The following is a 21,917-nucleotide window of genomic DNA, read 5'->3' on the forward strand; positions in this document are numbered from 1 at the left end:
GAACCTTCCCGGTCAGAGCACTAATGCGCCATGCGATAGCGGAGGTAGGCGACTCTCGAGCTGAAGGTGCGGGTCTCGACGAGTTCGAGATCCACCCGGCGCTCGCACTGGGGAAAGAACGGAATGCCACCGCCAACCAGCACCGGGTAGACCATGGCCCGGTACTCGTCGATCAGACCCGACGCGGCAGCCTCGGCGGCGAGAGTCGCGCCGCCGATCGCGATCTCACCCTCCCCCGGCTCGGCTCGCAACCGCTCGATCTCCTCCGCCAGGCCCCCAGAGGCCAGGCGGGCATTGCCCTGCACCGCTGACAGCGTGGTGGAAAACACCACCTTGGGGAGCGGCTTCCAGAGCGCGGTCCACTCGCGCTGTGCGTCGTCGAGCGATGGATCCTGGTCGGCGGTCTCCCAGTACAGCATCGTCTCGTAAAGCCGTCGTCCCAACAGATGGACGTCGACCTCTCGGATCTCGTCGATCCAGAAGCGAAAGACCTCCTCGTCGGGCGCCGTCCAGTCGAAGCCGCCGTCCGGCCCGACGATGTAGCCGTCCAGTGAGACGCTCATCGAATAGGTCACGCTACGCATCAGGAGTCCTCCTCGGCAACGGGTTCGACAGTACGACCGCCGGGCGCCGCAGAACTCATCGCGACTCGCGGGATCCCCTGGCCAAGTCACCTCACGAGATCATTTCGTTGAGAGGCACCCTTCACGGTTCACAGCTTTTCGAACGGATCGTGCTCGGCGAGCAACTTCTCCATCCGTGCCTGATCGACCCGGCTGACGATCTGCCCGGCCTCCTGCCGGTCCCGGATCACCTTGGCCAGGGTAAAAGCAGAGGTCACCAGATAGAGGACGGCGATGGCCAGGAAGCCGCGTACCCAGGCGTCGGCGTTCAGCCGGAAGATACCGATAGCGGTGGCCGCCATGGCGACAGCGAAGGAGGCGACCGCCTGACCGTAGAACGCGGCCGTGCTCTGCTGCCTGACTGATGTCTCACTCATGCGGACAAGAATCGGCAGAGGCCGCCCGCCCCGCATCCGATCCGATACTCAGCTATGTACTCAGAAATCAGGGCCTCCCCAGGACGGGCCGCCTTTCTTGCCCTGAGCCGGGCAAGAAGCGAGACCGGAAGACGGCCGAACCCCACCACCGACGTCAGATGGAGATGGCGGCCGACCGGCCGGCGTGACGACCTGTTCTTGCCCCTTGGGCGCCGTTTTGCCGGACCGGCAACAGTAGTGGCGTGCCCAAGACACGATGGGCGACGGTGGGTCCGTGACCGACAACATCGCAACAGGATCGCCCGCGTCCGGCACCCCCTCGCCTACCGACGGCTACGTCGGAGACCCCGCGGTGCGGGCGGAGTGGGACAATCGGTACGCCGACCGACAACAACTGTGGAGCGGCCAACCCAACGGTGCGCTCGTGGCCGAGGTCGCCGGGCTCACACCTGGGCGGGTGCTCGACGTCGGCTGTGGCGAGGGCGCGGACGCCGTCTGGCTCGCGCGCGGCGGCTGGGACGTGACCGCGCTCGAGGTCTCGGGCGTGGCGCTGGAGCGGGCGGCCGGGCACGCACGGGACGCAGGCGTCACCGTTCGCTGGGTACACGCCGCCCTGACGGAGGCGGCGCTCCCGCCGGCCTCCTTTGACCTGGTCTCCGCGCAGTACCCAGCCCTGCTGCGCACCCCCCACGCCGCAGCCGAGCGAGCGCTGCTCGCGGCAGTCGCGCCCGGCGGCGTGCTGCTGCTCGTGCACCACGCGGGGATGGACAACCAGCAGGCGCACGACAGCGGCTTCGACCCGGCTGACTACGTCTGGCCCTCGATGGTCGCCGCTCTGCTCAGCGACGACTGGGAGGTGGAGGTGGACGAGCAGCGGCCACGCGTGGCACCCGACGGCGGCGCCGGCGCGCACCATACCGACGACCTGGTGCTGCGCGCACGCCGGCTGCGCTGAGCTTGTCCTCCTTCCAAGCGTGGGTCTGAGCTGGTCGTTCGTGCGCAGACGTACTGGAGCTCTCCGAAGACGCCCTGTGGGCGGCGGACGTCAACCGCTGCGGTCACGCCGACTGCCTCCCGATCGTCCGTGCGTGCGTTCGGGTCCGCGCCGGCTTCCAGGAGTAGCCGCACGGTATCCACATCCCCCACTCTCGCCGCGGCCCACAGGGGGAACCTCTGCCATCCCGGCGCCGGCCGAGCCCCGGCGGCCAGGAGCGTACGCACGAACGCCGCACTCCCCCGACGCTCGGTCGCCGTCGACAACGCGGCATCGAGATCGAATTGCAGCGGCTCGTGCCGCAGGACGAACTCGAGCGCATCGCAGATCTATTCCACGATTGGCCCAGTTGGTCACTCTTCAAATCGAGCATATGCCCGGGTCACCAGCTGCATAGGCCCGACACCAATGCGGCTGAGACCACGAGCGACCTCTGTAGGGGATCCCGTGGTCGACACTGGTGCTTGCTTCGGGTTTCCGGCGCCTACCTCCCGGTCGGCCGGACTGAGTGAGAGGACAAAGATCTGCTGTGAAGGCGTGCGGAGTGTCCGGGGACGAGAAGGAAGTCGCCCTACTGGAGTTGCCCGAACCGTCATCTCCCGGGCCCGGTCAGATCCTGGTGGCGGTTGAGGCGGCCGGGGTCGGCCCGTGGGACGAACTGCTGAACGGCGCTGGCTGGGACGTGGGGCTGCGCCCCCCGGCGGCGCTGGGAGTGGAGGGCGCGGGCAAGGTGCTGGCCGTCGGCGCGGGTGTCACCGGGGTTGCCGTAGGCGACCGGGTGCTCGCACACGAGGCCCCGTTGCCCGGGGGAAGCGGCTTCTGGGCCGAACGCGTTCTGATCAACGCGGATCACGCGGCAGCCTGCCCACCCGGGCTGGACGCCGTGCACGCGGCGGCGCTGCCGGTCAACGGACTCACCGCGTTGCAGGCCCTGGAGAAGCTGGACCTCAGCCGAGGACAGCGGATCCTGATCACCAACGGAGGCGGGGCCACCGGAGCCCTGGCCATCCAGCTCGCCGCGGCCAAGGGCATCGAGGTGACCGCGACCGCGTCTGCTGCCGCCGCAGAGCGCCTGCTGGGTCTGGGAGCCATGGAGGTCGTCGACTACCACGACCCGAGCTGGCCGGCCAAGGTACGCGGCGGGTTCGACGCCGCCCTCACCATCGCCACCGGCACGGCGGACGCCGCTCTGCCCTTGGTACGGGACGGCGGCCGACTGTGCTCCCTGACCTCGGACGCGCCTCCGGAGGAACGAGGCATCACGAGTTGGGACCTCTACGTCGAGCCCAACGCCGCGCAGCTTCTCCAACTGGCGGAGCAGGCCGCCGAGGGAACCTTGAAACTCGCACCGGAACCCCTGCCGCTGAGCGAGGGACCGGCTGCGTTCGCCCGGGTGGTCACCGGACGGGCCGGCGGTAAGAAGATCGTGCTCACCCGAGCATGACCCGACCGGGCACCGCCCGGTACTCGTTGAGCAGTCCGCCGAGTGCCTGCTTGCGCCTGACCGTGGCGGCGGGCAGGGGGATGCTGTTCGGGTCACCGTCTGGAGTACGTAGGTCGAGGCTTCGGTGAGCTCGTCCGGCGTCGTAGTGCTCGGCGTACCGGGTCAGGACCGTACACAGGTGTCGTTCGCCAGTGATGAGGAGTCGGTCGGTGCATTCGGCACGGGCTGTGCGTATCCATCGTTCGGCGAACGCGTTGGACCGTGGGCTTTGCGGCGGAGTCAAGATGACGGCTGTGCCGTTGCCTGCGAAGACGGCGTCGAACGCGGCGGTGAACTTGCTGTCCCGGTCTCGGATGAGGAACCCGAAGCACCCAGCGGCGCTCTCCTCGAGGTCCAGCCAGGCTCTGGACGAGCGCGACTGCCTCTCCCGGCAATCGTGGACGACCGGATCCGACCGCCGTCTGGTGCCACTTCCTGCCTCAATCTCTCAGGAGAGGACCCAGAGCACTCGATAACGTGCTTCCCGGACTCGCGCGGTGGGCGCCGGGACGCCCCGGCCCGTTGGGTCAACAGGCGGGACGCCCCGGCGTCGGGCTCGGGTTCTACTGCGGGCCGTAGACCTCGAATTCGACGAGACGCGAGTAGTTGCTGCCGCCGAAGTGGATCAAGACGCGTACCGCGTCGGTCTGCTCGGCGCGGAACGTGGTGACGATGTGCTCCTCGGTGTTGCCCACGACCTGCGCGACGGTGCGCCAGGTGTCGCCGTCACGGACCTGGATGTCGAAGTCCCGGATACCGCTCGTGGTAGCGGGCGTCTTGGTCCACAGCTCGGCCCGGTCGACTGTCTGGACCGTCGGCCACTCCACGCCGTACCAGTCGGGGAAGACGTCCCGGGTGGCGTCGTTCCAGCCGGTCAGGGTGTCCCAGTGGCTCTGGTCCTTGTCACCGTCGACGGCGCCGCAGAGCGTGAAGTTGCCGTGCGTGGAGGAGGCGATGGCCTGCTCGCCGTAGGCGAGGTTGGCCCCGGGCCCGCGCTCGGGGACCGGCTGGACCGTGACCGGGACGACCTCCTTCTGCTTGCCGCTGGTCACGGTGACGTCGTACGTCCCCGGTTTCGTCCCGCGCGGGACGAGCACGCCGAACGACTTGGTCACCGGTTGGGCCGGGTTGTTGGGCGGCAGGTATGTCTGGAAGAGCGTGTCGGAGAGGACGAGCGGTGCCTCGGCCTTCAGTGTGGCGTCCGCGAAGACCGGTTCGGTGCCGGTGTTGGTCAAGGTCACCGCGATCGAGGTGGGCAGGCACGGCAGTTCGCTGGCGGACACCGCGGCGGGCGAGGCCCACATCACGACGCTCGGGCGGGCCTTGCCTCCCGGAGCGGCGACGGCGTTCTGGGCGGGAGCGGCGAGGGTGACGCCGGCCGTCAGCACGCCCGCGACCGCGGCGGCGGTCAGGGTCTTCTTCATGGTCGTTCCTCTTCTCATGCCTGCTGAATGGCGGCGACGCCGCTCTCGACGGCGAGCTTGGTGCGGGTGCTCACGGTGCCTTCGGGCACCGTGACCCGGTCGCACACGCGGAACTCGGACATCCAGCGGTCCGGCGTGATCTCGCAACTGATGTAGCCCCGCTGGAAGTTGCCGAACTTCATATGCGGGTTCTCCTCGAGCAGCACCCGCCCGCCGGCGTCCAGGTCCTCGCCGTCCCGCGCCGAGGAGATGGAGGTGCCGACGAACTCGGTGGCTACGACCTTCGAGTCCGGGTCGGTGAAGTCGAGCGCGAGGTCGCTGACCACCGTACGGTGCAGGTCGCCGGCGAGGCTCACCACGTTCTGGATGCCGCGCTCGTCGATGCCGCCGAGGAGACGGTCGCGCGATGCGCTGTACCCGTCCCAGGCATCCATCGGGACGGCCACGCCGGGGCCGGAGACCGTGTCGAGGAGAGTGATGGCGGTCTGGTGGCCGAGGACGTTCCAGGTGGACTGCGACGCGGTGAGGCCGTCGAGCAGCCATCTCTCCTGGGGGAAGCCGAGGATGGAGCGGCTGGGGTCGGCCGTGGCCGCGTTGGGCGCCTTGACGCCGTCGCCGTTCGCCTGGTCGTTGCGGTACTGGCGGGTGTCGAGCATGGAGAACTCAGCCAGCCGCCCGTACCGCAGGCGGCGGTAGAGCTGCATCTCGGGACCGGCAGGGAACTGCGGTGCACGCAGCGGCAGGTTCTCCCAGTAGGCGCGGAACGCGTTGGCCCGCCGGACCAGGAACTCGTCGGTGGGCGTGCTCCCGGCGTACCGGTCGGCCCAGTTGTCGACGACCTCGTGGTCGTCGAAGACCACGACCCACGGGGCGGTATGGTGCGCCGCCTGCAGGTCCGGGTCGGTCTTGTAGTACGCGTAACGCTGGCGGTACTCGTCCAGGGTGACGGTCTGACGGGTCCGCAGCGGGTCGTCGTCGCCGGGACGGACGCCGCGGTCGTTGCCGAACTCGTAGATGTAGTCGCCGAGGAACAGCACCACGTCGTGGTGGCGGGCGGCCAGGTCGCGGTGGGCGGTGAACCAGCCCTCCCAGATGGCCTGGCAGGAGGCGACGGCGAGGGTCATGCTCGGCAGCAGCTGGTCCGGCGCCGGAGCCGTCTTCGTGCGGGCGGCCGGGCTGACGAACCCGCCGGTGCGGAAGCGGTAGTAGTACTCGCGGGCCGGTTCGAGGCCGCGGACGTCCACATGCACGGAGTGGCCGTACTCGGGTGCGGCCTTCGCCGTCCCGCGCTGGACCACCCGGCTGAAGCGCTCGTCGGCGGCGATCTCCCACTGGACCGAGTAGGTCCGCTGGTCCATGCCGCCGAAGGGCGCCAGCGGGTCAGGGGCGAGACGGGTCCACAGCACGACACCGTCCGGCAGCGGGTCGCCGGAGGCGACCCCGAGCGTGAACGGGTCCTGCTTGGTGGCGGAGGTGGTCGCGGCGGTGGCGGGGCTGATCCCGGGCAGCATGCCGGAAAGTGCGAGCCCGGCGGCGGCACCCGTGACTGTGAGGAAACGTCGACGCGTCGCCGCGCTCAGCGCTGGAGGAAGAAATGGAGAGTGTTTCACGTGCGTGGACGTTGGCGGCGCCAGGTGAAGAACTGGGCAACATTTGGTAACGGTATCGCCAGGACTTCAACACGAACTGACGCCGGAGAGGACGTTCTCTTCCAGAGGAACCTCTCCGCCAGGAGCGGGCGGTGACCGGCAGTACCGTCGGCGCGACACGCGGCCGACGGCCCTGGGGGCTGCCCGGCCTTCCCGAGCGCCAGAGACGAACTGACCCAGCACGCCCGGACCGCGGACACTGGGACGACTCCTACAACCCGGACAACGCATGTCGCGAGTGGAACTCCCCGCAGGCGCCGCTTCGTTACCGTCACCGCAGCCAGCGTGCGCGGCAACACGCCGGAATCCCATCTCAGGGCCGCCGCGAATGCCGCCGGTGATGATGCCCGGGATCGGCTGTACGCCCTGTGCCGCACCTATCTCGGCTACGCGGAGGAACACCCCGGGCGCTACCGCGCCATGTTCGGAGGCCAGTGGATGCCGACCCTCGGGGAGAACTCGCTGACAGCCGAGGACCTGACGACCCTCGGTGCGGACGCCATGCAGTTGCTTGCCGATACCCTCGCCGACTGTGCTGCGGCAGGGCAATCGGCAACCACCGACCCGCAGACGGACGCGGTCACCCTCTGGGTCTGCCTGCACGGACTGGCGCACCAGCGCGCCGTCTCCCGGATGCCCTGGATCGAACCGAGCGCCGCCGACGCCATCATCGACAGAGTCGCCAGACTCGACAGTGCGTGATCGTGATGATGCAGCCGGGGGAAGACCTGCCGGAGCGTACGGGCGGGGAGTCATCGCTGGAGGAGAAGGACAGGATCAGGGGGCGTTCGGTGGACGAGAGCGGCACAGGACGCGCCGACGGTAGCGGCGGCAACCCGATGACCGAGCTGCCAGGCGGGTGGCAGCCGGCAGGCGAGGGCGGAGAGCACGGCACGATCGGCCCGTGATCAGCTGCGCTGGCTTGATCGCATTGCTCGCCCGCTATCGGCGTCCCCGCACAGACAACCCACAGACACCTCGCCCCCGTCCTAGGTGACGCGAGAGGCGCCCGGGACCGACGGGACGTCTGCGCAAGGGGTTTTGAGGAGAAGGCCATTGATCCGTGCCCGGCGAATATGTGTGACCGCCGTGGCGGTGCTGGCGGCCCTAGCGGGCTCGCCCGGAGTGGCACAGGCTGAACCGCCTTACGGGCCGGGGCCGTTGAGCGCGACGGACGACAACCCACTTCCGCCGGGGTGGCGGATCGACGGGGCGGGCGGGGCACCTGAGCTGGTCTGGCGTGCGCCGAAGGCCGTGCCCATGGGGGATGCGCGGGTCGAGTTCCGTACCGGGGACCGGCTGCTCGGGGTGCCGAAGCCGGCGAGGGACGGGCGGACCTTCCGGCTCGCCCTCGACGAGACGCGGCCCAAGCAGCTGACGGATCTTCAAGTGACGGCCGCTGGGCGTCGGCTGGACGCGGCGGCCGACAAGACGCACAAGCCCGGCTCGCGCGGGGCACGGATGCCCGCGCAGGCGCCGGCGAACGGCGTTGATCCGGGCGAGCCCGGCTCGTACCGCACGGTCACCGGGAAGTACGACCTCGACCCGGTGCGCCTGCCCGGGGTCGACACCCCGGTGGAGATGACCGCCGAGGTGGTGGCGCCGAAGGGTGCCACCGGCAGCCGGCCGCTCGCGGTGTTCCTGCACGGCCGCCATGACACCTGCTACAAGCCGGGCTCCGAGGACGATGTGACCGGCGACTGGCCCTGTGCGGACGGCTACCAGCCGATCCCGAGCTACCTGGGCTACCTGCGCGACCAGCAACTGCTCGCCTCCCAGGGCTATGTGACGGTGTCGATCTCGGCGAACGGCATCAACGCCCAGGACTGGGAGGCCGAGGACGCCGGCGCGCAGGCGCGTTCCTCGCTGGTACGGCAGCACCTCGCCCGCTGGGCCGCCTGGACCGCCCATCGCTCCTCCGCCCCGGCCGTCGTACGCGAGGCGGCGAAGGCGGACCTCTCCCATGTCCTGCTCGTCGGCCACTCGCGCGGTGGCGAGGGCGTCAACCGGGCCGCCATGGACAGCCTCTACCCGCCACCGGCCGCCGAGGACGGCTACCGGGGCCCGGTGCGCTGGAAGGTGCGCGGGACTGTGCTCATCGGACCGACGATCTTCGGCCAGAATCCGGTCGCCGACGTGCCGTCCGTGACGCTGCTGCCGGGCTGTGACGGCGATGTGTCGGACCTGCAGGGCGAGGACTTCGTCGACGGGACGCGCGGGATCAGCCGGGGCACGGCACTGCACAGCGCGGTCTACATGGTCGGCGCCAACCACAACTACTTCAACAGCGAGTGGACCCCGGGCGAGGCCGTCGCACCGGCCAGGGACGACTTCGGGACCGACCCGGAGCAGCCGGACCCGGTGTGCGCGCCGGGTGCCGCGGCCCGGCTGACCGCCGCCCAGCAGCACGGGGCGGGCGCCACGTACATCGCCGCCGCGGCCCGGCTCTTCCTCGCCGGGGACGATCGGGTGCGTCCGCTGCTCGACGGTTCGGGCAAGCGGGCCGCGTCCGCGGACCCGGCCCGGGTGCTGACCCACGCGGTCGGCGGCCGCCGCAGCGGCGGTTTCCTGCCGGACGGCGGAGCGAAGGTGACCGGCGCCCGGCTGTGTTCGGCGATCGACCCGGACCCGGCCGTGGCCTGTCTGGACCCGGAGACCCTCGGATCGTCACCGCACTTCGCGGGGTGGGAGACGGAACAGGAGACCGGCCGCAGCGCGGTGGACCTGAAGTGGTCCGCGCCGGGCACGGCCGCGCGTATCACTCCGGCCAAGCCGCTCTCCCTCCGCGGCTCCCAGAAGCTCGCGCTCCGGGTCTTCGTACCGCCGAACACGACCGGCACGAAGTTCGACGTGTCCGTCACCGACTCCTCCAACCGTCGGGTGACGCTGGGCTCGGTCCAGGCGGACGGGCTCCCGGGCTCCGTGAACACCGCCTCCTACTGGGCTCAGGAGCTGCGCGTCCCGCTGTCGGCCGCGACCCGGGCCGGGCTCGATCTCAGGCATGTCAAGTCCCTTGAGCTGACGTCCCGTTCGCGGTCCGGACGGGCCTGGCTGATGGACGCCTGGGGCTGGGCGCCCGGCACTTTGGCGGTGAAGGCGGCCACACTGCCGCGTGTCGACGTGGGCCGCACGATCGTCAAGGAGGGCGACTCGGGCACCCGCACCTACCGGATCCCGGTCGAGATCTCCGGGCACGGCAGCGGGCAGGTCCGCGTGTACGTCCTCGGCCCGGACAGCGGCCGGGCCGAGAACCGCCTCGTGACCGTACGGCCCGGCAGCGACGCGATCGACGTTCCGGTCGAGGTGAAGGGCGACACGGTCTACGGCGACGACGTAGAGCACGACATCGCGGTCAAGGCCGACCACAACGCCGTAGTCGGCAAGCACCGGGGCGGGCTCACCGTCGAGAATGACGACCCCGAGCCGATGATCACCCTGTCGCCGGTCGCGGACCGGGCGACCGAGGGAGAGACGCTGACCTGGCGGATGTCCGTGGACGCACCCACGGCGGTGGACATCTGGCAGCCGGTGCGGGTGCTTCCGGTCACCGAGGGCGCCGAGCTGTCCACCAAGGACGTGGACCCGCAGTGGCTCCAGGAGTCGTCCGGTGACGTGCCCGACCCCGAGCGGCCGCTGTCCGACGCGAACCTGTGGGTGTGGCTGAACATCCCGCCCGGGAGCACCAGCGTGGACTTCGTCGTGCCGACCCTGCGGGACCAGGTGGCCGAGCCGACCGAGTCGATGCGCCTCGCGCTGACCGACCGCAACGCCGAGCCGCTGCCCGACAGGCCGGTGCTGACGGGGACGGTGCTCGACAAGCCGTAAGCACGATGTACGAGGCATCGTGAGCACCCTCTTGTGCGGGGTCCGGTCCGTCCGGGCCCGCACTTCACAACGTCACGCGGATCCCGACCGTCCCGTCCAGCCCCCGGTCCACCCAGCAAGCCCGACAGCTGCTCTGGCAGCTCGGCGACCGCACCACGAACTTCTTTGGCCGAAGCCACACGGTGCAACTCCCCCACGACTACGCCCGTCACCCCCAGCTCACGGCCAGTGAAGCCGTTTTGAAGCGCTACGGGGGCAGAGCACGCTCATGCCGGGGAGCGCCGGCATGAGGGTCACGCGTCGGTGGCCTGGTGGATCGCCTTGCGTGCGGCCGGCTCGACGGCCCGCCGCCGGGCGAGCTCGTCGGGGTCGTGCGCCGTGCCCCCTGGGGGGCGGTGGTCGGGTGAAGTGCGGTCGGTGTATGTGCCGACCGGCGCGAGCGCGCTGGGCGGATGCATGCGATACCTCCTCGTGGCAGCGCCGGGCGAGGCAACCGTAGGCAACTTATTGACTACACGTCAAGATTGTTGTCAACAAACTCAGTCAAGGGTCGGTCATTAACCCTCGGTGAAGGCATTCTGCGCATTGACACGGTGAAATCGTTTCACATTTACTGAGGTGCGAACCCGTACGTGCGGCGATTCTTCGCGCCGTCACCGGCGGGGACCCGAGTATGAAGGAGTCCCAGGTGAAACCCCTTGCCCATGCCATCGTGGGGTGCGGACGCGTCGCCCCCAACCACGTCGACGGACTTTCCGCCCTGCCGGACGCCGAGATCCGCTGGGCGTGCGACCGGAACCTCACGCGCGCGCAGAGTCTGGCGCGCGAGCACGGCGTCCCCCGCACGACCTCCGACCCGCGGATCGTGCTGGAGGACCCGGCGGTCGACAGCGTCTCCATCGCCGTCGACCACGCTCAGCACGCCGCGCTGGCCACCGCCGCTCTCGAGGCCGGGAAGCACGTCCTGGTCGAGAAGCCACTGGCGCTCGACCCGAGGGACGGCACCGCCCTGCACGCGCTCGCGAAGCGCACCGGGCGCGTGCTGTCGGTCGTGTCACAGCACCGGTACGACCCGGTCGTGACCGCCGTACGGGACTGGATCGCCGCGGGGCTGCTGGGGCACCTCGTCTCCGGCACGGTCAGCCTGCAGTGCGGGCGCGACGCGGACTACTACGCCCAGAGCTATTGGCGCGGCACATGGGCGGGCGAGGGCGGGTCCGCCCTGGTCAACCAGGGCTATCACGCCCTCGACGTGACCCGCTGGCTGTGCGGCGGTCTCACCGTCGCCGGCGCGGCCGCCGGCCGTACGGCACCGCGCGGGGGCATGGAGACCGAGGACACCCTCGCCGCCGTGCTCCGCGCGCCGGGAGGCGCGCTGCTGACGTACCACGTCACCGTGGCGAGCGGCATCACCTGGCGGACGCGGATCGAACTGATCGGCACCGAGGGCTCGGTGCTGTTCGACCTCGACCACCCCGGAACGCTGCACCTGGCCGAGGGCGGTGACGCCCTGCGGGCCGCCGCCCGGGCCGTCATCGACCGGGAGGCGGAGCCGGCACCCGTCGGCATCGGCTACTACGGCATCTCGCACCGGCGGCAGATCGCCGACTTCGCCGCCGCCATACGCGACGGCCACGTGATGGCCGCGAGCGGGGAGGAGGGCCTGTACACACTGCGGCTGCTGGACGAGCTGTACCGCTCGGCCCGCCGGGTGGACACGGCGCCCGCGCCGGGCCCCGCCGAAGCGGCCGCCGGCGCCGACCTGGTGGCGTCCGTCGCCGTGCGCGGGTGACCACCGGTGGCGGAGATCGTCGCCGTCGCCGGGGTTCCGCAGACGCCGGTGTCCCCCGTCCGGCCTGGGCCCGGACGGTCTCCGACCGGCTGCGCCTCGGCGACCTGCACACCCTGGTCGCCGAGGCCACGGAGCGACGGCCAGGCGTCTGTCCCAGCAGGCTCTAAAGCGATCCTTCAGCTAGAGGACAACCTCTCCTGAGTAGCGCTGCACGAAGGAACGAGGGCATGAATACGTTCAGCGAAGAAAACAATGAGCGCGCAATCCATCAGAGTAATAGCGATGTTGGCGCCAAATCCCTGGAGCACGCCGACAAGTTACCTGTAACTCCTGCAGGATTGAAGTTCCCGGATTTACTGTCCTTCGAGGAGTGGGAACGCGCCGGCCATCGGCCGGCCGGGATGGTCAACACCATGTGTTGGTGCCTCGGGGACTGGCTCATCTTCGGTGAGAACACCTATGCCGATCGGTACCGCCTTGCGGGGAGTCGACGGGATCGGGATCCCGCGCCACCGCAACGACACGGCGAGGGCCCGAGGAGACTTCATGCCGGAACGGCCCCCCGGTCCTGCGTCGATCCCGGAGGAGCGTGAACCATGACCCACGACTTGCGCTTCGAGATCCTCGGTCCACCCCGCCTCGTCGTCGACGGTCGCCCCCACGCGATCCGGTCGCGAAACCTGTCAGTGATCCTGACCACCCTGTTGGTCCGGAGTGGCCGCGTGGTCAGCGTCGAGGAGTTGATCGGCGAGGTGTGGCACCAGCCGCCACGGCGGGCCCGGGATGCCATCTACGTCTACATCTCCAAGCTGAGGGACCAGATTGGGAATGGGGTCGTCGACAGCCAGTTCCCCGGCTACACCATGCTTGTCCGCGGTCAGCAGCTGGACGTGCAGCTGTTCGGCCGGTATCGGGCCGACGGCCATCTCAGCATGGCCAACGGTGATCACGAAAAGGCGGCGCGGGCGTGGCGCAACGCGCTCGCCCTGCACCGGGGCAGCCTGGTGGAGGGCGTGTATTCGGGACCGATCCTCAGCTCGTTCGATTCATGGCTGCGGCATTCGCGCACCGAATGCGTGGAACTCACCGCATGGGCACAGCTCAGCGCCGGCCTGTACCACGAGGCAATCGGCTTCCTCACTCAGCAACTGCCACGGAATCCGCTCAACGAGATCCTGCACCAGCAGCTGATGCTGGCGTTTCTCCTGGCCCGTCATCGTGCACAGGCGCTACGGGTGTTCGGCAACGCCTGTCGGACGTTCTCGGACAGGCTCGGTCTGGAGCCCGGCGGCGACCTGGTGAAGGTGCGGGACATCGTGCGGTCCGACGACGTCGGCCGGGCCAAGCGGGCCATCTCGAGCGCCGTAACCTCGCGACTGAGCTCGCACCGGTCGCCGGTGGAGTCCTGACATCGGACGTGCGGGGAGCGCAGATGGGCTCCCCGCACCGCCTGGCTAGTCCGGTCGGACGGTGCGGCGGCCGACGCTCATATACGTAAACCCGCGCCGTACCTGTTCTGCCGGATCGAGCAGGTTGCGCCCGTCGAACAGAAGCGGATCGCCCATCACCTCGGCGGCCTTGCCCCAGTCCACGTCCTTGAGCTCAGGCCACTCCGTGACGAGCACAGCGGCGTCGCAGTCGGCGACCGCCGCCAGCACGCTGTCCTTGCGTTCCACGAGGTCCCAGGGGCTGTCGGTCAGCTGGGGAGCCATCGGATCCCATCCGGTGACCGTGGCTCCCTCGGACAACAGCCGGGCCGCGATGACCGCGCTGGGCGCCTGCCGCATGTCATCGGTGCCCGGCTTGAACGTCAGCCCGAGCAGCGCGACCCGACGTCCGCGCAGACCGCCGAGCTGGGACTTCAGCCGCGCGACGGCCCGCCGGGCCTGGAGGTCGTTGATCTCGATGACGGCGCCGAGCAGCGGTAGCGGCAGCCCGCAGTTGGAGGCGGTCGCTCGCAGCGCTCGAGCGTCCTTGGGGAAACAGGATCCGCCGTAGCCCACGCCGGCCCGCAGGAAGTGCGGGCCCAGCCGGTGGTCCAGGCCGACGACCACCGCCACTTCCTCGATGTCGGCACCTGTCGCCTCGCACACAGCGGCGATCTCGTTGATGAACGTGATCTTGGTGGCGAGCAGGGCGTTCGACGCCATCTTGGCCATTTCCGCGGAAGCCACCGACACTGTCTGCACCGGACCGTCGATGCCCCGGTGCAGTTCGGCGACCAGATCGGACACCGCCGGGTCGGCCGCACCGACGACAATGCGGTCCGGTTTCAGGAAGTCCCGGACAGCCGTGCCCTCGGCTGTGAACTCGGGATTGGACGCGTATCCGACGTGTGCCATGCCTGCGGCGTCCAGAGCGCTTCGCACCTGGTCGCCGGTCCCCACCGGCACGGTCGACTTCATGACCAAGGTGGTGAGGCGAGGTGCTCCTCGCAAGTCCTCGACGACGGACCAGATCCGGGACAGGTCGGCGTCGCCGGACGACGTGGGCGGCGTGTCCACGCAGATGAAGGCCACCTCGGCCGCCCGTAGCGCCTCATGGGCGTCGAGGGTGAACCAGAGCCGCTCCCGGTTCTCGGCGATCAACTCCCCCAGGCCCGGCTCATGGATCGGCACCTCGCCGCGGCGCAGGGCGTCGACGCGCCGCGGCTGGATGTCCCGCACGGTGACCCGGTGTCCCAGCTGCGCCAGGCAGGCCCCGGTGACCAGGCCGATGTAGCCGGCCCCGAATACCGCGATGTTGTGCATGCGTCCCTCTCCTTCCTTCCAGTGCGTCCCCGGGCGCGGGCGCCCACCAGCCGTGGCGAGGAGCACCGCGGGCTCAGACGTACGGTCCCTCGACGGTGAGCCGGCGGCCCGCCTCGGCCAGCCGCTCGCGGGCTTCGTCGGCGTGCTCTCCGACAACGATCACCCAGCCGGCCCGGCCCCAGAAGTCGATCGGCGGGGGCGCGATCACCGTGCCCTTGGGCCGTAGCTCCCCGACCTGGTGGACCCACGGCTGGGCACGGAGCTCAGGAGCCTCGGCCAGCCCCTCGAACAATTGAGGGCGCTCGGGGTAGATGAACTTCAAACCGGCGGCCCGATTGGGCACGATCTCCGCCTTCAGCGGCTCGCCGAGGGCAGCGGACACCAGCAGCGAACCCATGCTCAGGCCGAAGGCCAGGTGGACCATCTTGGACAGCATGTCTCCACCAGGGCGGCCGTTGAGCTCGATGATGCGAGGTCCCTTGGGCGTCATCTTGACCTCGACGTGGGCCAGCGTCCGATCGATCCCGGCGGCCAGCACGGCGGCGCAGGCCAGCGCGAAGCCCTCGGCGAGCGGCTCGATGTCGAGCGCGCCCTCGCCGCACACGTAGCCCACCTCGATCGGGTGCGGGTCGTAATCGAACGTCTTGGGGCACCAGTAGAGGACCTCGGCCCGCCCGCCGCTGCTCCATACGTCGACGTCGAACTCCAAGCCGCTCAGGTATTCCTCGACGAGCAGTCCATCGCTGGCCATGCCCTTCTTGTCGATGTCGGCTGCAACCTGGAAGTACTGGGCGAAGTCGTCGGCGTTGTCGATCCGGCAGACGCCCGCGCTGCCGGACAGCCCGCGTGGCTTGACGATCAACGGGTAGCCGATCTGCGCGGCGACCCGCAGCCCGTCCTCGACCTCGTGCACGAGCACGGACGTGGTCGGCGAGAGGTCGGCGAGCAGCTCGCGCTGGCGCTTCTTGTCCCGGCTGATCTCCGCCGCCTCGACCGGGAGACCTGGAAGCCCCAGGGCCTCGGCGAGTTGGGCAGCCAGCAGGACGTCCGGTTCGTTGTAGGTGATGACGGCCCGCACGTCGTGGCGCTCGACCAGGCGGCGCGCCTGCTCCAGCGGGAACGGGTTCTCGTCGCGGTCGTAGGTCTCGAAGTCCTTCAGCCACGGCTTCTGCCAGGTCGGCTCGGCGGCGTCCAGCAGGACCACATCGGCCGCGGTGCCCAGATGGGACAGCAGGTGTTCGTGGCCGATCTGGTAGCCGGAGCCGACCAGCAGCAGGGTGGAAGGTGAGGCCGGGCGCGCCGGCAGCGGCAGATCCATGTGCATACTCCTCAGAGGGAAGCAGGGGTGGTTTCCCGGCGGCGCGCCGTGCGGCGCCGGAAGGAGAGCAGGGCGTACAGGGCCAGGCCGAAACCGCCGAGCTGGAGCACGAAGTACGCCCCGGTGCCGGCTGTCTCGACGACCGGCAGGAGGACCAGCGGGGCCAGGAACGCGCCAAGGCCGTGCGCCAGGGACGTGGCCGCGGCGTAGGACTCCAGCGAGTCCGGCGGCGCCGTTGTGGTGACGAGCGGCTGGACGCTGGGGGCGATCAGGCACTCGCCCACGGCGAACAGGACGCCAAACACGGCTCCCAGCACCACTTTCGGCAGCGTGCCGGACGTCAGCAGGGCGCAGCCGAGCACGGCCAGCGCGGCCGTCCACGACGCGATCGCGGCGACCAGCGCTCCGACGTAGCCGATCCGCTCGACCACGCGCAGGGCCAGTCCCTGCAGAACGATGACGCCGCCGGTGTTGCAGGCCATGACGACGCTGATCGCCGTCACCGACAGCTGGGCGTTGCCGAGGATCGCCGGCACGACCGAGTCGAACTGGCCGAGGCCGAAGATCACGAGGGAGAACTGGAACACGAGCAGGCACAGGAACACCGGATCGCGCAGGGCCCAGCCGCGCGCCCGCCGTGGCGCGCCGGCGTCTTGCGGCCGGATCGCGGGCGCCCCTTCGTACGTGCGCACCAGGCTGACCAGGATCGCGCCGTGGACCAGATAGCTCAGGGCGTTGGCGGTCAGGCAGGCGGTGTAGCCGTCGGCGCCGAAGCGGTGGACGGCCTGGCCGCCCACCAGGGTGCCCACGGTCATCGTCAGCGCCGTGGTCCGGTTCTGTCCGGAAAGGACTCTGCTGAGCGCGCCGTCGCCGAAGACGCGGGTGAGCAACGGGGTCTGCACCGCGTAGTACATGCCCGTTCCCGCGCCGGACAGCGCGGCGGCCACCACGACGAGCGGCATCGAGTCCGCCATGGTGAACAGGCCCCAGCCCGAGGCCTGGAGGACCGCGGCCGCCGCCACCGAGGTACCCGGTCCGTGCGCCCGGCCGATCCGGATGGCCAGCGGGTTCACGACCAGGCCCGACAACGCGTACAGGGCGAAGTAGAGCGAGACGCCCGACAGCGGCAATCGCAGGACCTCCCGCAGGTAGGTCACCGTGATCGGGAGCATCAGGCCGCTGCCGAACGTGGTGGCTCCCCAGCCGGTCAGGAAGGCCCCGTAACCCGGCAGGGGCGCTCGGGGCGCCGCAGAGGTCACGGAGCCGCCTGCCCGCCCAGCGGAGCTCCCGCCCCCGCGAGGGCACCGGCCGGCGCGACCATGTCGAGGGCCTGCTCCGGGGTCGCGGCCACGCGCAGGATGCCCGCGTCGCGCACGAAACCCCGTCGCTCCAGCCCGTCCACGTAATCGAGCAGGGACCGCCAGTCGTCGTCCACGTCGAGGAGCACGATGGGACCGACGTCCTGCCCGAGCGCGGCCATGGACACCACCTCGAGCACCTCGTCGAGCGTGCCGTAGCCGCCGGGCAGCGCGATGAAGGCGTCCGAGCGGTCGATCATGACGCGCTTGCGTTCCAGGAGGTCGCCCGTGAGCACGATCTCCTGGGGCGGCAGGTCGTCGCCCATCTCCTTGGCGCGCAGGAACTCCGGGATGACGCCGAGGATCGGCGCACCTCCTCCGGAGGCGCCGCGTGCCACCGCGCCCATCAGCCCGACGCCGCCCGCACCGTAGACCAGCCGGTGACCGCGGGCGGCCAGGCCGGCGCCGAGCGCGGTGGCGACCTCGGCGTAGCGGGCCGACGGTCCCGGTGAGAAGCCGCAGAAGACCCCGAGCGACAGGGAGCTTTCAGAGGTATCCATAGCTGAGCCAGCCTCCGTCGACGACCAGGGTCTGGCCGTTGATGTAGTCGGCCTCCGGGGAGGCCAGGAACAGGACAGGTCCGACGATGTCGGCCGGTCGGCCGCGCCGGCCGGAGGGGATGCGCCCGACGATGGCGTCCTCGTCGAGCGCGGCCGGGTGCGGGGTCTCGATGCGGATCATGCCGGGGGCGACCGCGTTGACGTTGACGTTGTGCGGCGCCCACTCCACCCCGAGGCTGCGGGTCAGCTGGAGCACGCCACCCTTGCTCGCCGCGTACAGCGCCCGTTCCGGAAAAGCGGTGTAGGACAACAGCGAGCAGAAGTTGACGACCTTGCCGTGACCCTGCTCGAGCAGGTGCCGGCCGAAGATCTTGCAGGCCAGGAAGGTGCCCACAACGTTGGTGTCCAACAGGGTCCGGGCGGAGTCGACCGGGAAACCGGTCGTGGGGCCGAGGTCGAAGACGCCGGCGGCGTTGACGAGGACGTCCAGGCCGCCGAACCGGTCGACCACTTGCTCGGCCGCCTCGCCCATCGCCGCCTCGTCCGCCACGTCGACGGCCACGGCCACGCTCTCGGTCCCGAGCTCCTCGATCTCGCCGGCCACCGACTTCACCTGGGACTCGGTGCGGGCCAGCACCGCGACCCGCGCGCCGCGGGCGGCGAAGCCGAGGGCGACGGCTCGCCCGATCCCCCGGCCTCCCCCGGTGACGACGACCCGCATCAGCGGGCCCGGAACTCGCCGAACCAGTGCAGCTGGTCCGGCTTGGCGCGGGTGGGAACGTTGCGGTAGACGTACAGCGCCACGCACTCGAAGCGGTCGGCGGTGAACGTGGTGAGGATGTCGTCGCTCGTGATGCGGCGCGGGCCGGTGCCGGGAACCATCTTGTCCGAGAACGAGTTCAGCAGGAACAGGCCGCCGGGCTTGAGCAGGCGGTGCACCTCGTCGGCGTAGCGCGCCCTGGCCTCGTCGCGCATGTTGTGGAACACGAAGGAATCGGTGACGACGTCGGCCGACGAGTCCGGCAGCGGGACGTCGAGCACATCGCCCTGGATGAACTCGGCGTCGGCACCGGCCAGCTCGGCCCAGCGGCTCGCCCTCGCGACGGCGTCCGGCGACAGGTCGACGCCGGTGACGTCCAGGCCCTGCACGGAGAGGAACACGGCGTCGACGCCGGGGCCGCTGCCGAGATCGATCAGCCGCTGGCCCGGCTTGAGCGTGCCGTCGATCACTCGCTTGATCAGTTCGAGGCCGGGGGACGCGTTGAACCAGGAGAGCTTGGCCAGCGCCTCCTTCGCGTAGACGGTGGAGAAGGTGTCGGTCCAGCTCTGCGTGAACGCTGTCATCGGGTGATCTCCTGAGTCGTGCCGCTGACCGCGGCGGTGGTGTCATCGGTGAGAAGGCGGACATAGCCGGGAACAGCCGGGATCCGGTCGTCCGGCAGCGTGAGGACGACGTGGTCCTCGGAGCGGGATTCGACGACGAACCCCGCGAAGCGGTAGGTGACGAGCATCTGCCGGTTCCGGTCCGTGGGCCGGAAGTGGGCGACGGTGCGGGCACCGTGCGCGGCGGCCGTGCGGGCCAGCGCCGCGATGAGCACGGTGCCGACGTTGCGGCCCATCACCCTGCAGGACATGAGCAGCAGCCGGATCGTCCACTGAGGACCGGTGGACAGCACGGCCAGCCCGATGGTGCCGTAGGTGCCGAAGCAGTCGTCGAGCTCGGCGACGAGCACCCGGTGGCCGGGATCCCGCACGAGGGCGGCGAGCTCCTCCTGGTCGAAGGTGATGCCGGTGGTGTTGAGCTGGTGGGTGCGCTGGGTCAGCTCCGCCGCGCGGTCGAGGTCGGCCGTGGTCGCGTGGCGCACCCGCAGCGTCATGTCCAGCGAGGACAGGAACTCCTCGTTCGGCCCCTGGAACGTCTCCTGGTGCGAGCGACGGCGGTCCTCGGCCTGGTACATCTCCCGGCGCCTGGCGGCATCGGCGGTCACGTGCCGCGGCAGGACCCGGCCGTCCGCGACCAGCTCGTGCAGCTCCTGCCGGGTCATGCACCTGACCTCGGGCAGTTCCCTGGCCACCTCGGCGCGTTCGAAGTCCGAGTCGTCGACGAACAGCACGCTGTCGGCACCGATGTTGAGCACCTGGATCAGGGTCCGCAGCGACGCGGACTTGGCCGACCAGCCGACCTGCGGGTGCAGGAAGTACTCGTCGAGCCCGAAGGCGCGGAGCCGGTCGTCGACGGGGCCGGGCTCGTTGCGGCTGGCGACGGACTGGAGGATGCCGTGCTCGTCGAGGACGCGCACGAGCTCGCGGTTGGCGTCGGGGACGTGGAGTTCGTCGCCCTCCAGGAGCGTGCCGTCCCAGAGGGTGTCGTCCAGGTCCCAGACCACGCACTTGACTGTCTTCTCGGCGGTGGCCGGGGTCATCGCTGCCGTCCTTTCCACGCGGCGCCCGGATCGCGCAGCAGCGCGGTGGCCACGACGTCCTGGAGCACCTCGGTGGGGCCCTCGATCACCTCGTGCACACGGGCCGCGGCGACCAGCCGGGCAAGGGCGTGGTCCTCGGTCTGTCCCTCGGCGCCCAGCAGGCGCGAGGCGGTGGCGGTCACGCCGCTGGCCGCGCGGGAGGCCAGCAACTTGGCGCGAGCGGCGGTCACCGCCGCCGTCGGCGCGCGGTCCTCGACCTCCCGCGCCGCCGCCCGCACGTAATGGGTCGCGGACTCGGTGGCGAGAGCGGCATCGGCGAGCAGTCCGCGCACGAGCTGGTGGTCCCCGAGCGGCCGGTCACCCGTGGAGCGGGTGGCGGCGTGGCCGACGGCCAGGTCCAGCGCGGCCTGTGCGATACCCGCCGCCCCCGCGGCGACGAGGAGTCGGCCCAGGGTGAGGCAGGACGTCGCGACGAACGGGATGCCGGTTCCCGGTCGCCCCACCGCTCGGACGGCGGGGGCGGTCGCCCCGTCGAAGGTGACGCGGGCCAGCCGCGCGGCGCGCAGCCCCGCGGTGCGGGGTTCGGGCTCGACCCGCACACTGCTGCCCGCGTCCACGAGCGCGCAGCTGTCCAGGCCGTCCGTGAGACCGAAGACGAGGTAGGCGTCGGCGATCTGGCCGAACGACAGCCAGCGCTTCACACCGGTGACGCGCAGGGTGTCGCCGGCGCGGTCGATCCTGGTGGCCAGTGCCCCGGCATCGGCGCCGCCCTCGGTCTCGGTGAGGGCGAAGGCGGCGATGACCCGGCCGGTGGCCAGCTCGGGCAGGACGGCGTCGCGGACCTCCGGGGCGGCCCAGCGGCGCAGGGCGTGGCAGACCATGGCATGGACCACGAGCAGGCTGTGCAGGCTGGGCGAGGCGGCGGCCACGAGCCTGTGCACGTCGACGACGTCCACCAGCGGGAGATCGCTGCCGTTGTGCGCCGTGTCGACGGTGATGCCGAGCAGTCCGAGGCCGGCCAGGTGGTCGACGTCCTCCCGGGGGACGGCGCCCGCGCGCTCCCACGCCGTGGCGCGGTCGGCGAACTGCCCGCCCCGCAGCGCGTCGAGGACCAGTTCCGGCGCTGTGGTGCTCACGCCGCCGCCACCCTGCGGGCGACCAGGGCGGCCAGTCCCCGCACGGAGTCGAAGTTGACCAGTTCCAGGTCCTCGTCGGTCACCTCGACGTGGAAGGTGCGCTCGACGAAGTCGACCATCTGGACAGCGGCGATCGAGTCCAGCACGCCGCCGGAGATGAGCGGCCGGTCGTCCTCGATGCCGGGACGGCCGCTGAGCCGGGTGATGAACTCCCGCACCACGGCGGTGACCTCGTCGGTCGTGGTCGTGCTCTGAGCAGTCATCG

At 70.5% G+C, this 21,917-nt stretch carries 23 protein-coding genes and 1 pseudogene; 8 read left to right on the top strand and 16 right to left on the bottom strand.

The genetic code is table 11. The annotated features are described in order from the left end of the window. Positions 1–20 precede the first annotated feature (20 nt). Together ACFV2X_RS07470 and ACFV2X_RS07475 are read right to left on the bottom strand one after the other, a co-directional pair. On the bottom strand, positions 21–584 hold the full coding sequence (locus ACFV2X_RS07470; RefSeq protein WP_385612645.1) for a dihydrofolate reductase family protein: 564 nt from the start codon (positions 582–584) through the stop codon (positions 21–23). A gap of 128 nt (positions 585–712) precedes the next feature. Then, entirely contained in the window at positions 713–1,000 is a 288-nt protein-coding gene (locus tag ACFV2X_RS07475; protein WP_353596635.1) for a YiaA/YiaB family inner membrane protein, read from the bottom strand. Between the two features lie 274 nt (positions 1,001–1,274). On the opposite strand from ACFV2X_RS07475, the gene ACFV2X_RS07480 reads away from it, so the two are divergent. Further along, positions 1,275–1,955 carry a class I SAM-dependent methyltransferase gene (locus ACFV2X_RS07480; RefSeq protein ID WP_385612648.1) on the top strand — a complete coding sequence of 227 codons (681 nt, stop codon included), beginning with the start codon at positions 1,275–1,277 and terminating at the stop codon, positions 1,953–1,955. Positions 1,956–2,095: 140 nt separating this feature from the next. Here the strand turns inward: ACFV2X_RS07480 and ACFV2X_RS07485 are convergent. Continuing rightward, positions 2,096–2,221 (bottom strand): annotated as a pseudogene (locus ACFV2X_RS07485) (ankyrin repeat domain-containing protein); the annotation flags it as partial. A gap of 317 nt (positions 2,222–2,538) precedes the next feature. Between ACFV2X_RS07485 and ACFV2X_RS07490 the strand changes: the two are divergent. Then, on the top strand, positions 2,539–3,438 hold the full coding sequence (locus ACFV2X_RS07490; protein ID WP_385612651.1) for an NADP-dependent oxidoreductase: 900 nt from the start codon (positions 2,539–2,541) through the stop codon (positions 3,436–3,438). Here ACFV2X_RS07490 and ACFV2X_RS07495 read toward each other — a convergent pair. From ACFV2X_RS07495 to ACFV2X_RS07505, 3 genes are all read right to left on the bottom strand, one after another. After that, positions 3,425–3,721, bottom strand: coding sequence for an integrase core domain-containing protein (locus ACFV2X_RS07495; RefSeq protein ID WP_385612653.1), 297 nt, complete (start codon positions 3,719–3,721; stop codon positions 3,425–3,427). The genes ACFV2X_RS07490 and ACFV2X_RS07495 overlap by 14 nt on opposite strands. Positions 3,722–4,040: 319 nt before the next feature. Continuing rightward, complete coding sequence (locus ACFV2X_RS07500; RefSeq protein WP_385612655.1) at positions 4,041–4,901, bottom strand: hypothetical protein; 861 nt, start codon at positions 4,899–4,901, stop codon at positions 4,041–4,043. A 14-nt stretch (positions 4,902–4,915) separates the two neighbouring features. After that, a complete protein-coding gene (locus ACFV2X_RS07505) occupies positions 4,916–6,412 on the bottom strand; it encodes an alkaline phosphatase D family protein (RefSeq protein WP_385612657.1) in 1,497 nt (498 codons plus the stop codon). Positions 6,413–6,835: 423 nt separating this feature from the next. Between ACFV2X_RS07505 and ACFV2X_RS07510 the strand changes: the two genes are divergently transcribed. The 3 genes from ACFV2X_RS07510 (at position 6,836) to ACFV2X_RS07520 (ending at position 10,375) form a co-directional block, all read left to right on the top strand. Beyond that, on the top strand, positions 6,836–7,252 hold the full coding sequence (locus tag ACFV2X_RS07510) for a TetR-like C-terminal domain-containing protein (protein ID WP_385612659.1): 417 nt from the start codon (positions 6,836–6,838) through the stop codon (positions 7,250–7,252). A gap of 2 nt (positions 7,253–7,254) precedes the next feature. Then, positions 7,255–7,458 (top strand): hypothetical protein, encoded by a 204-nt coding sequence (locus tag ACFV2X_RS07515; protein WP_385612661.1) that lies wholly within the window; start codon positions 7,255–7,257, stop codon positions 7,456–7,458. A 172-nt stretch (positions 7,459–7,630) separates the two neighbouring features. After that, entirely contained in the window at positions 7,631–10,375 is a 2,745-nt protein-coding gene (locus ACFV2X_RS07520) for a hypothetical protein (RefSeq protein ID WP_385612927.1), read from the top strand. 293 nt (positions 10,376–10,668) lie between these two features. Here ACFV2X_RS07520 and ACFV2X_RS07525 read toward each other — a convergent pair whose 3' ends face one another. Further along, a complete protein-coding gene (locus ACFV2X_RS07525) occupies positions 10,669–10,833 on the bottom strand; it encodes a hypothetical protein (protein ID WP_385612664.1) in 165 nt (54 codons plus the stop codon). A 230-nt stretch (positions 10,834–11,063) separates the two neighbouring features. Here ACFV2X_RS07525 and ACFV2X_RS07530 point away from each other — a divergent pair, with 230 nt between their 5' ends. The 3 genes from ACFV2X_RS07530 (at position 11,064) to ACFV2X_RS07540 (ending at position 13,576) form a co-directional block, all read left to right on the top strand. Further along, positions 11,064–12,167 carry a Gfo/Idh/MocA family protein gene (locus tag ACFV2X_RS07530; RefSeq protein ID WP_385612666.1) on the top strand — a complete coding sequence of 368 codons (1,104 nt, stop codon included), beginning with the start codon at positions 11,064–11,066 and terminating at the stop codon, positions 12,165–12,167. A 227-nt stretch (positions 12,168–12,394) separates the two neighbouring features. Beyond that, positions 12,395–12,760 carry a hypothetical protein gene (locus tag ACFV2X_RS07535; protein WP_385612669.1) on the top strand — a complete coding sequence of 122 codons (366 nt, stop codon included), beginning with the start codon at positions 12,395–12,397 and terminating at the stop codon, positions 12,758–12,760. A 15-nt stretch (positions 12,761–12,775) separates the two neighbouring features. Next, the gene (locus ACFV2X_RS07540; protein WP_385612670.1) at positions 12,776–13,576 is read left to right on the top strand and encodes a BTAD domain-containing putative transcriptional regulator; all 801 of its coding nucleotides are present in this window, start codon (positions 12,776–12,778) and stop codon (positions 13,574–13,576) included. Positions 13,577–13,621: 45 nt separating this feature from the next. On the opposite strand, the gene ACFV2X_RS07545 is transcribed toward ACFV2X_RS07540, so the two are convergent. The 9 genes from ACFV2X_RS07545 to ACFV2X_RS07585 form a co-directional block, all read right to left on the bottom strand. Next, positions 13,622–14,917 (bottom strand): UDP-glucose dehydrogenase family protein, encoded by a 1,296-nt coding sequence (locus ACFV2X_RS07545; protein ID WP_385612672.1) that lies wholly within the window; start codon positions 14,915–14,917, stop codon positions 13,622–13,624. Positions 14,918–14,990: 73 nt separating this feature from the next. Continuing rightward, a complete protein-coding gene (locus ACFV2X_RS07550) occupies positions 14,991–16,235 on the bottom strand; it encodes an ATP-grasp domain-containing protein (RefSeq protein ID WP_385612675.1) in 1,245 nt (414 codons plus the stop codon). 11 nt (positions 16,236–16,246) lie between these two features. Beyond that, complete coding sequence (locus tag ACFV2X_RS07555; protein ID WP_385612678.1) at positions 16,247–17,494, bottom strand: MFS transporter; 1,248 nt, start codon at positions 17,492–17,494, stop codon at positions 16,247–16,249. Continuing rightward, entirely contained in the window at positions 17,491–18,093 is a 603-nt protein-coding gene (locus tag ACFV2X_RS07560) for a TIGR00730 family Rossman fold protein (RefSeq protein WP_385612681.1), read from the bottom strand. Before ACFV2X_RS07560 ends, ACFV2X_RS07555 begins: the two co-directional genes overlap by 4 nt. Further along, positions 18,080–18,814 (bottom strand): SDR family NAD(P)-dependent oxidoreductase, encoded by a 735-nt coding sequence (locus tag ACFV2X_RS07565; protein WP_385612683.1) that lies wholly within the window; start codon positions 18,812–18,814, stop codon positions 18,080–18,082. Before ACFV2X_RS07565 ends, ACFV2X_RS07560 begins: the two co-directional genes overlap by 14 nt. Beyond that, a complete protein-coding gene (locus tag ACFV2X_RS07570; RefSeq protein ID WP_385612686.1) occupies positions 18,814–19,437 on the bottom strand; it encodes a class I SAM-dependent methyltransferase in 624 nt (207 codons plus the stop codon). The genes ACFV2X_RS07565 and ACFV2X_RS07570 overlap by 1 nt, the downstream gene beginning before the upstream one ends. Further along, positions 19,434–20,516 carry an HAD-IIIC family phosphatase gene (locus tag ACFV2X_RS07575; protein ID WP_385612689.1) on the bottom strand — a complete coding sequence of 361 codons (1,083 nt, stop codon included), beginning with the start codon at positions 20,514–20,516 and terminating at the stop codon, positions 19,434–19,436. The genes ACFV2X_RS07570 and ACFV2X_RS07575 overlap by 4 nt, the downstream gene beginning before the upstream one ends. Then, positions 20,513–21,652 carry an acyl-CoA dehydrogenase family protein gene (locus ACFV2X_RS07580; RefSeq protein ID WP_385612692.1) on the bottom strand — a complete coding sequence of 380 codons (1,140 nt, stop codon included), beginning with the start codon at positions 21,650–21,652 and terminating at the stop codon, positions 20,513–20,515. The genes ACFV2X_RS07575 and ACFV2X_RS07580 overlap by 4 nt, the downstream gene beginning before the upstream one ends. Next, complete coding sequence (locus ACFV2X_RS07585) at positions 21,649–21,915, bottom strand: acyl carrier protein (RefSeq protein ID WP_385612695.1); 267 nt, start codon at positions 21,913–21,915, stop codon at positions 21,649–21,651. Before ACFV2X_RS07585 ends, ACFV2X_RS07580 begins: the two co-directional genes overlap by 4 nt. Positions 21,916–21,917: the final 2 nt, after the last annotated feature.

Origin of the sequence: Streptomyces sp. NPDC059679 (genome assembly GCF_042734105.1) — a bacterium.
In the GTDB taxonomy this organism is placed as follows: Bacteria; Actinomycetota; Actinomycetes; order Streptomycetales; family Streptomycetaceae; genus Streptomyces.

Bases quoted from the DNA above. Each gene is read 5' to 3' on its own strand.
- ACFV2X_RS07560 (WP_385612681.1), bottom strand. From the start codon at position 18,093: ATGGATACCTCTGAAAGCTCCCTGTCGCTCGGGGTCTTCTGCGGCTTC.
- ACFV2X_RS07550 (WP_385612675.1), bottom strand. From the start codon at position 16,235: ATGGATCTGCCGCTGCCGGCGCGCCCGGCCTCACCTTCCACCCTGCTG.
- ACFV2X_RS07575 (WP_385612689.1), bottom strand. From the start codon at position 20,516: ATGACCCCGGCCACCGCCGAGAAGACAGTCAAGTGCGTGGTCTGGGAC.
- ACFV2X_RS07470 (WP_385612645.1), bottom strand. From the start codon at position 584: ATGCGTAGCGTGACCTATTCGATGAGCGTCTCACTGGACGGCTACATC.
- ACFV2X_RS07585 (WP_385612695.1), bottom strand. From the start codon at position 21,915: ATGACTGCTCAGAGCACGACCACGACCGACGAGGTCACCGCCGTGGTG.
- ACFV2X_RS07505 (WP_385612657.1), bottom strand. From the start codon at position 6,412: ATGCTGCCCGGGATCAGCCCCGCCACCGCCGCGACCACCTCCGCCACC.
- ACFV2X_RS07535 (WP_385612669.1), top strand. From the start codon at position 12,395: ATGAATACGTTCAGCGAAGAAAACAATGAGCGCGCAATCCATCAGAGT.
- ACFV2X_RS07475 (WP_353596635.1), bottom strand. From the start codon at position 1,000: ATGAGTGAGACATCAGTCAGGCAGCAGAGCACGGCCGCGTTCTACGGT.
- ACFV2X_RS07525 (WP_385612664.1), bottom strand. From the start codon at position 10,833: ATGCATCCGCCCAGCGCGCTCGCGCCGGTCGGCACATACACCGACCGC.
- ACFV2X_RS07565 (WP_385612683.1), bottom strand. From the start codon at position 18,814: ATGCGGGTCGTCGTCACCGGGGGAGGCCGGGGGATCGGGCGAGCCGTC.
- ACFV2X_RS07500 (WP_385612655.1), bottom strand. From the start codon at position 4,901: ATGAAGAAGACCCTGACCGCCGCCGCGGTCGCGGGCGTGCTGACGGCC.
- ACFV2X_RS07545 (WP_385612672.1), bottom strand. From the start codon at position 14,917: ATGCACAACATCGCGGTATTCGGGGCCGGCTACATCGGCCTGGTCACC.
- ACFV2X_RS07570 (WP_385612686.1), bottom strand. From the start codon at position 19,437: ATGACAGCGTTCACGCAGAGCTGGACCGACACCTTCTCCACCGTCTAC.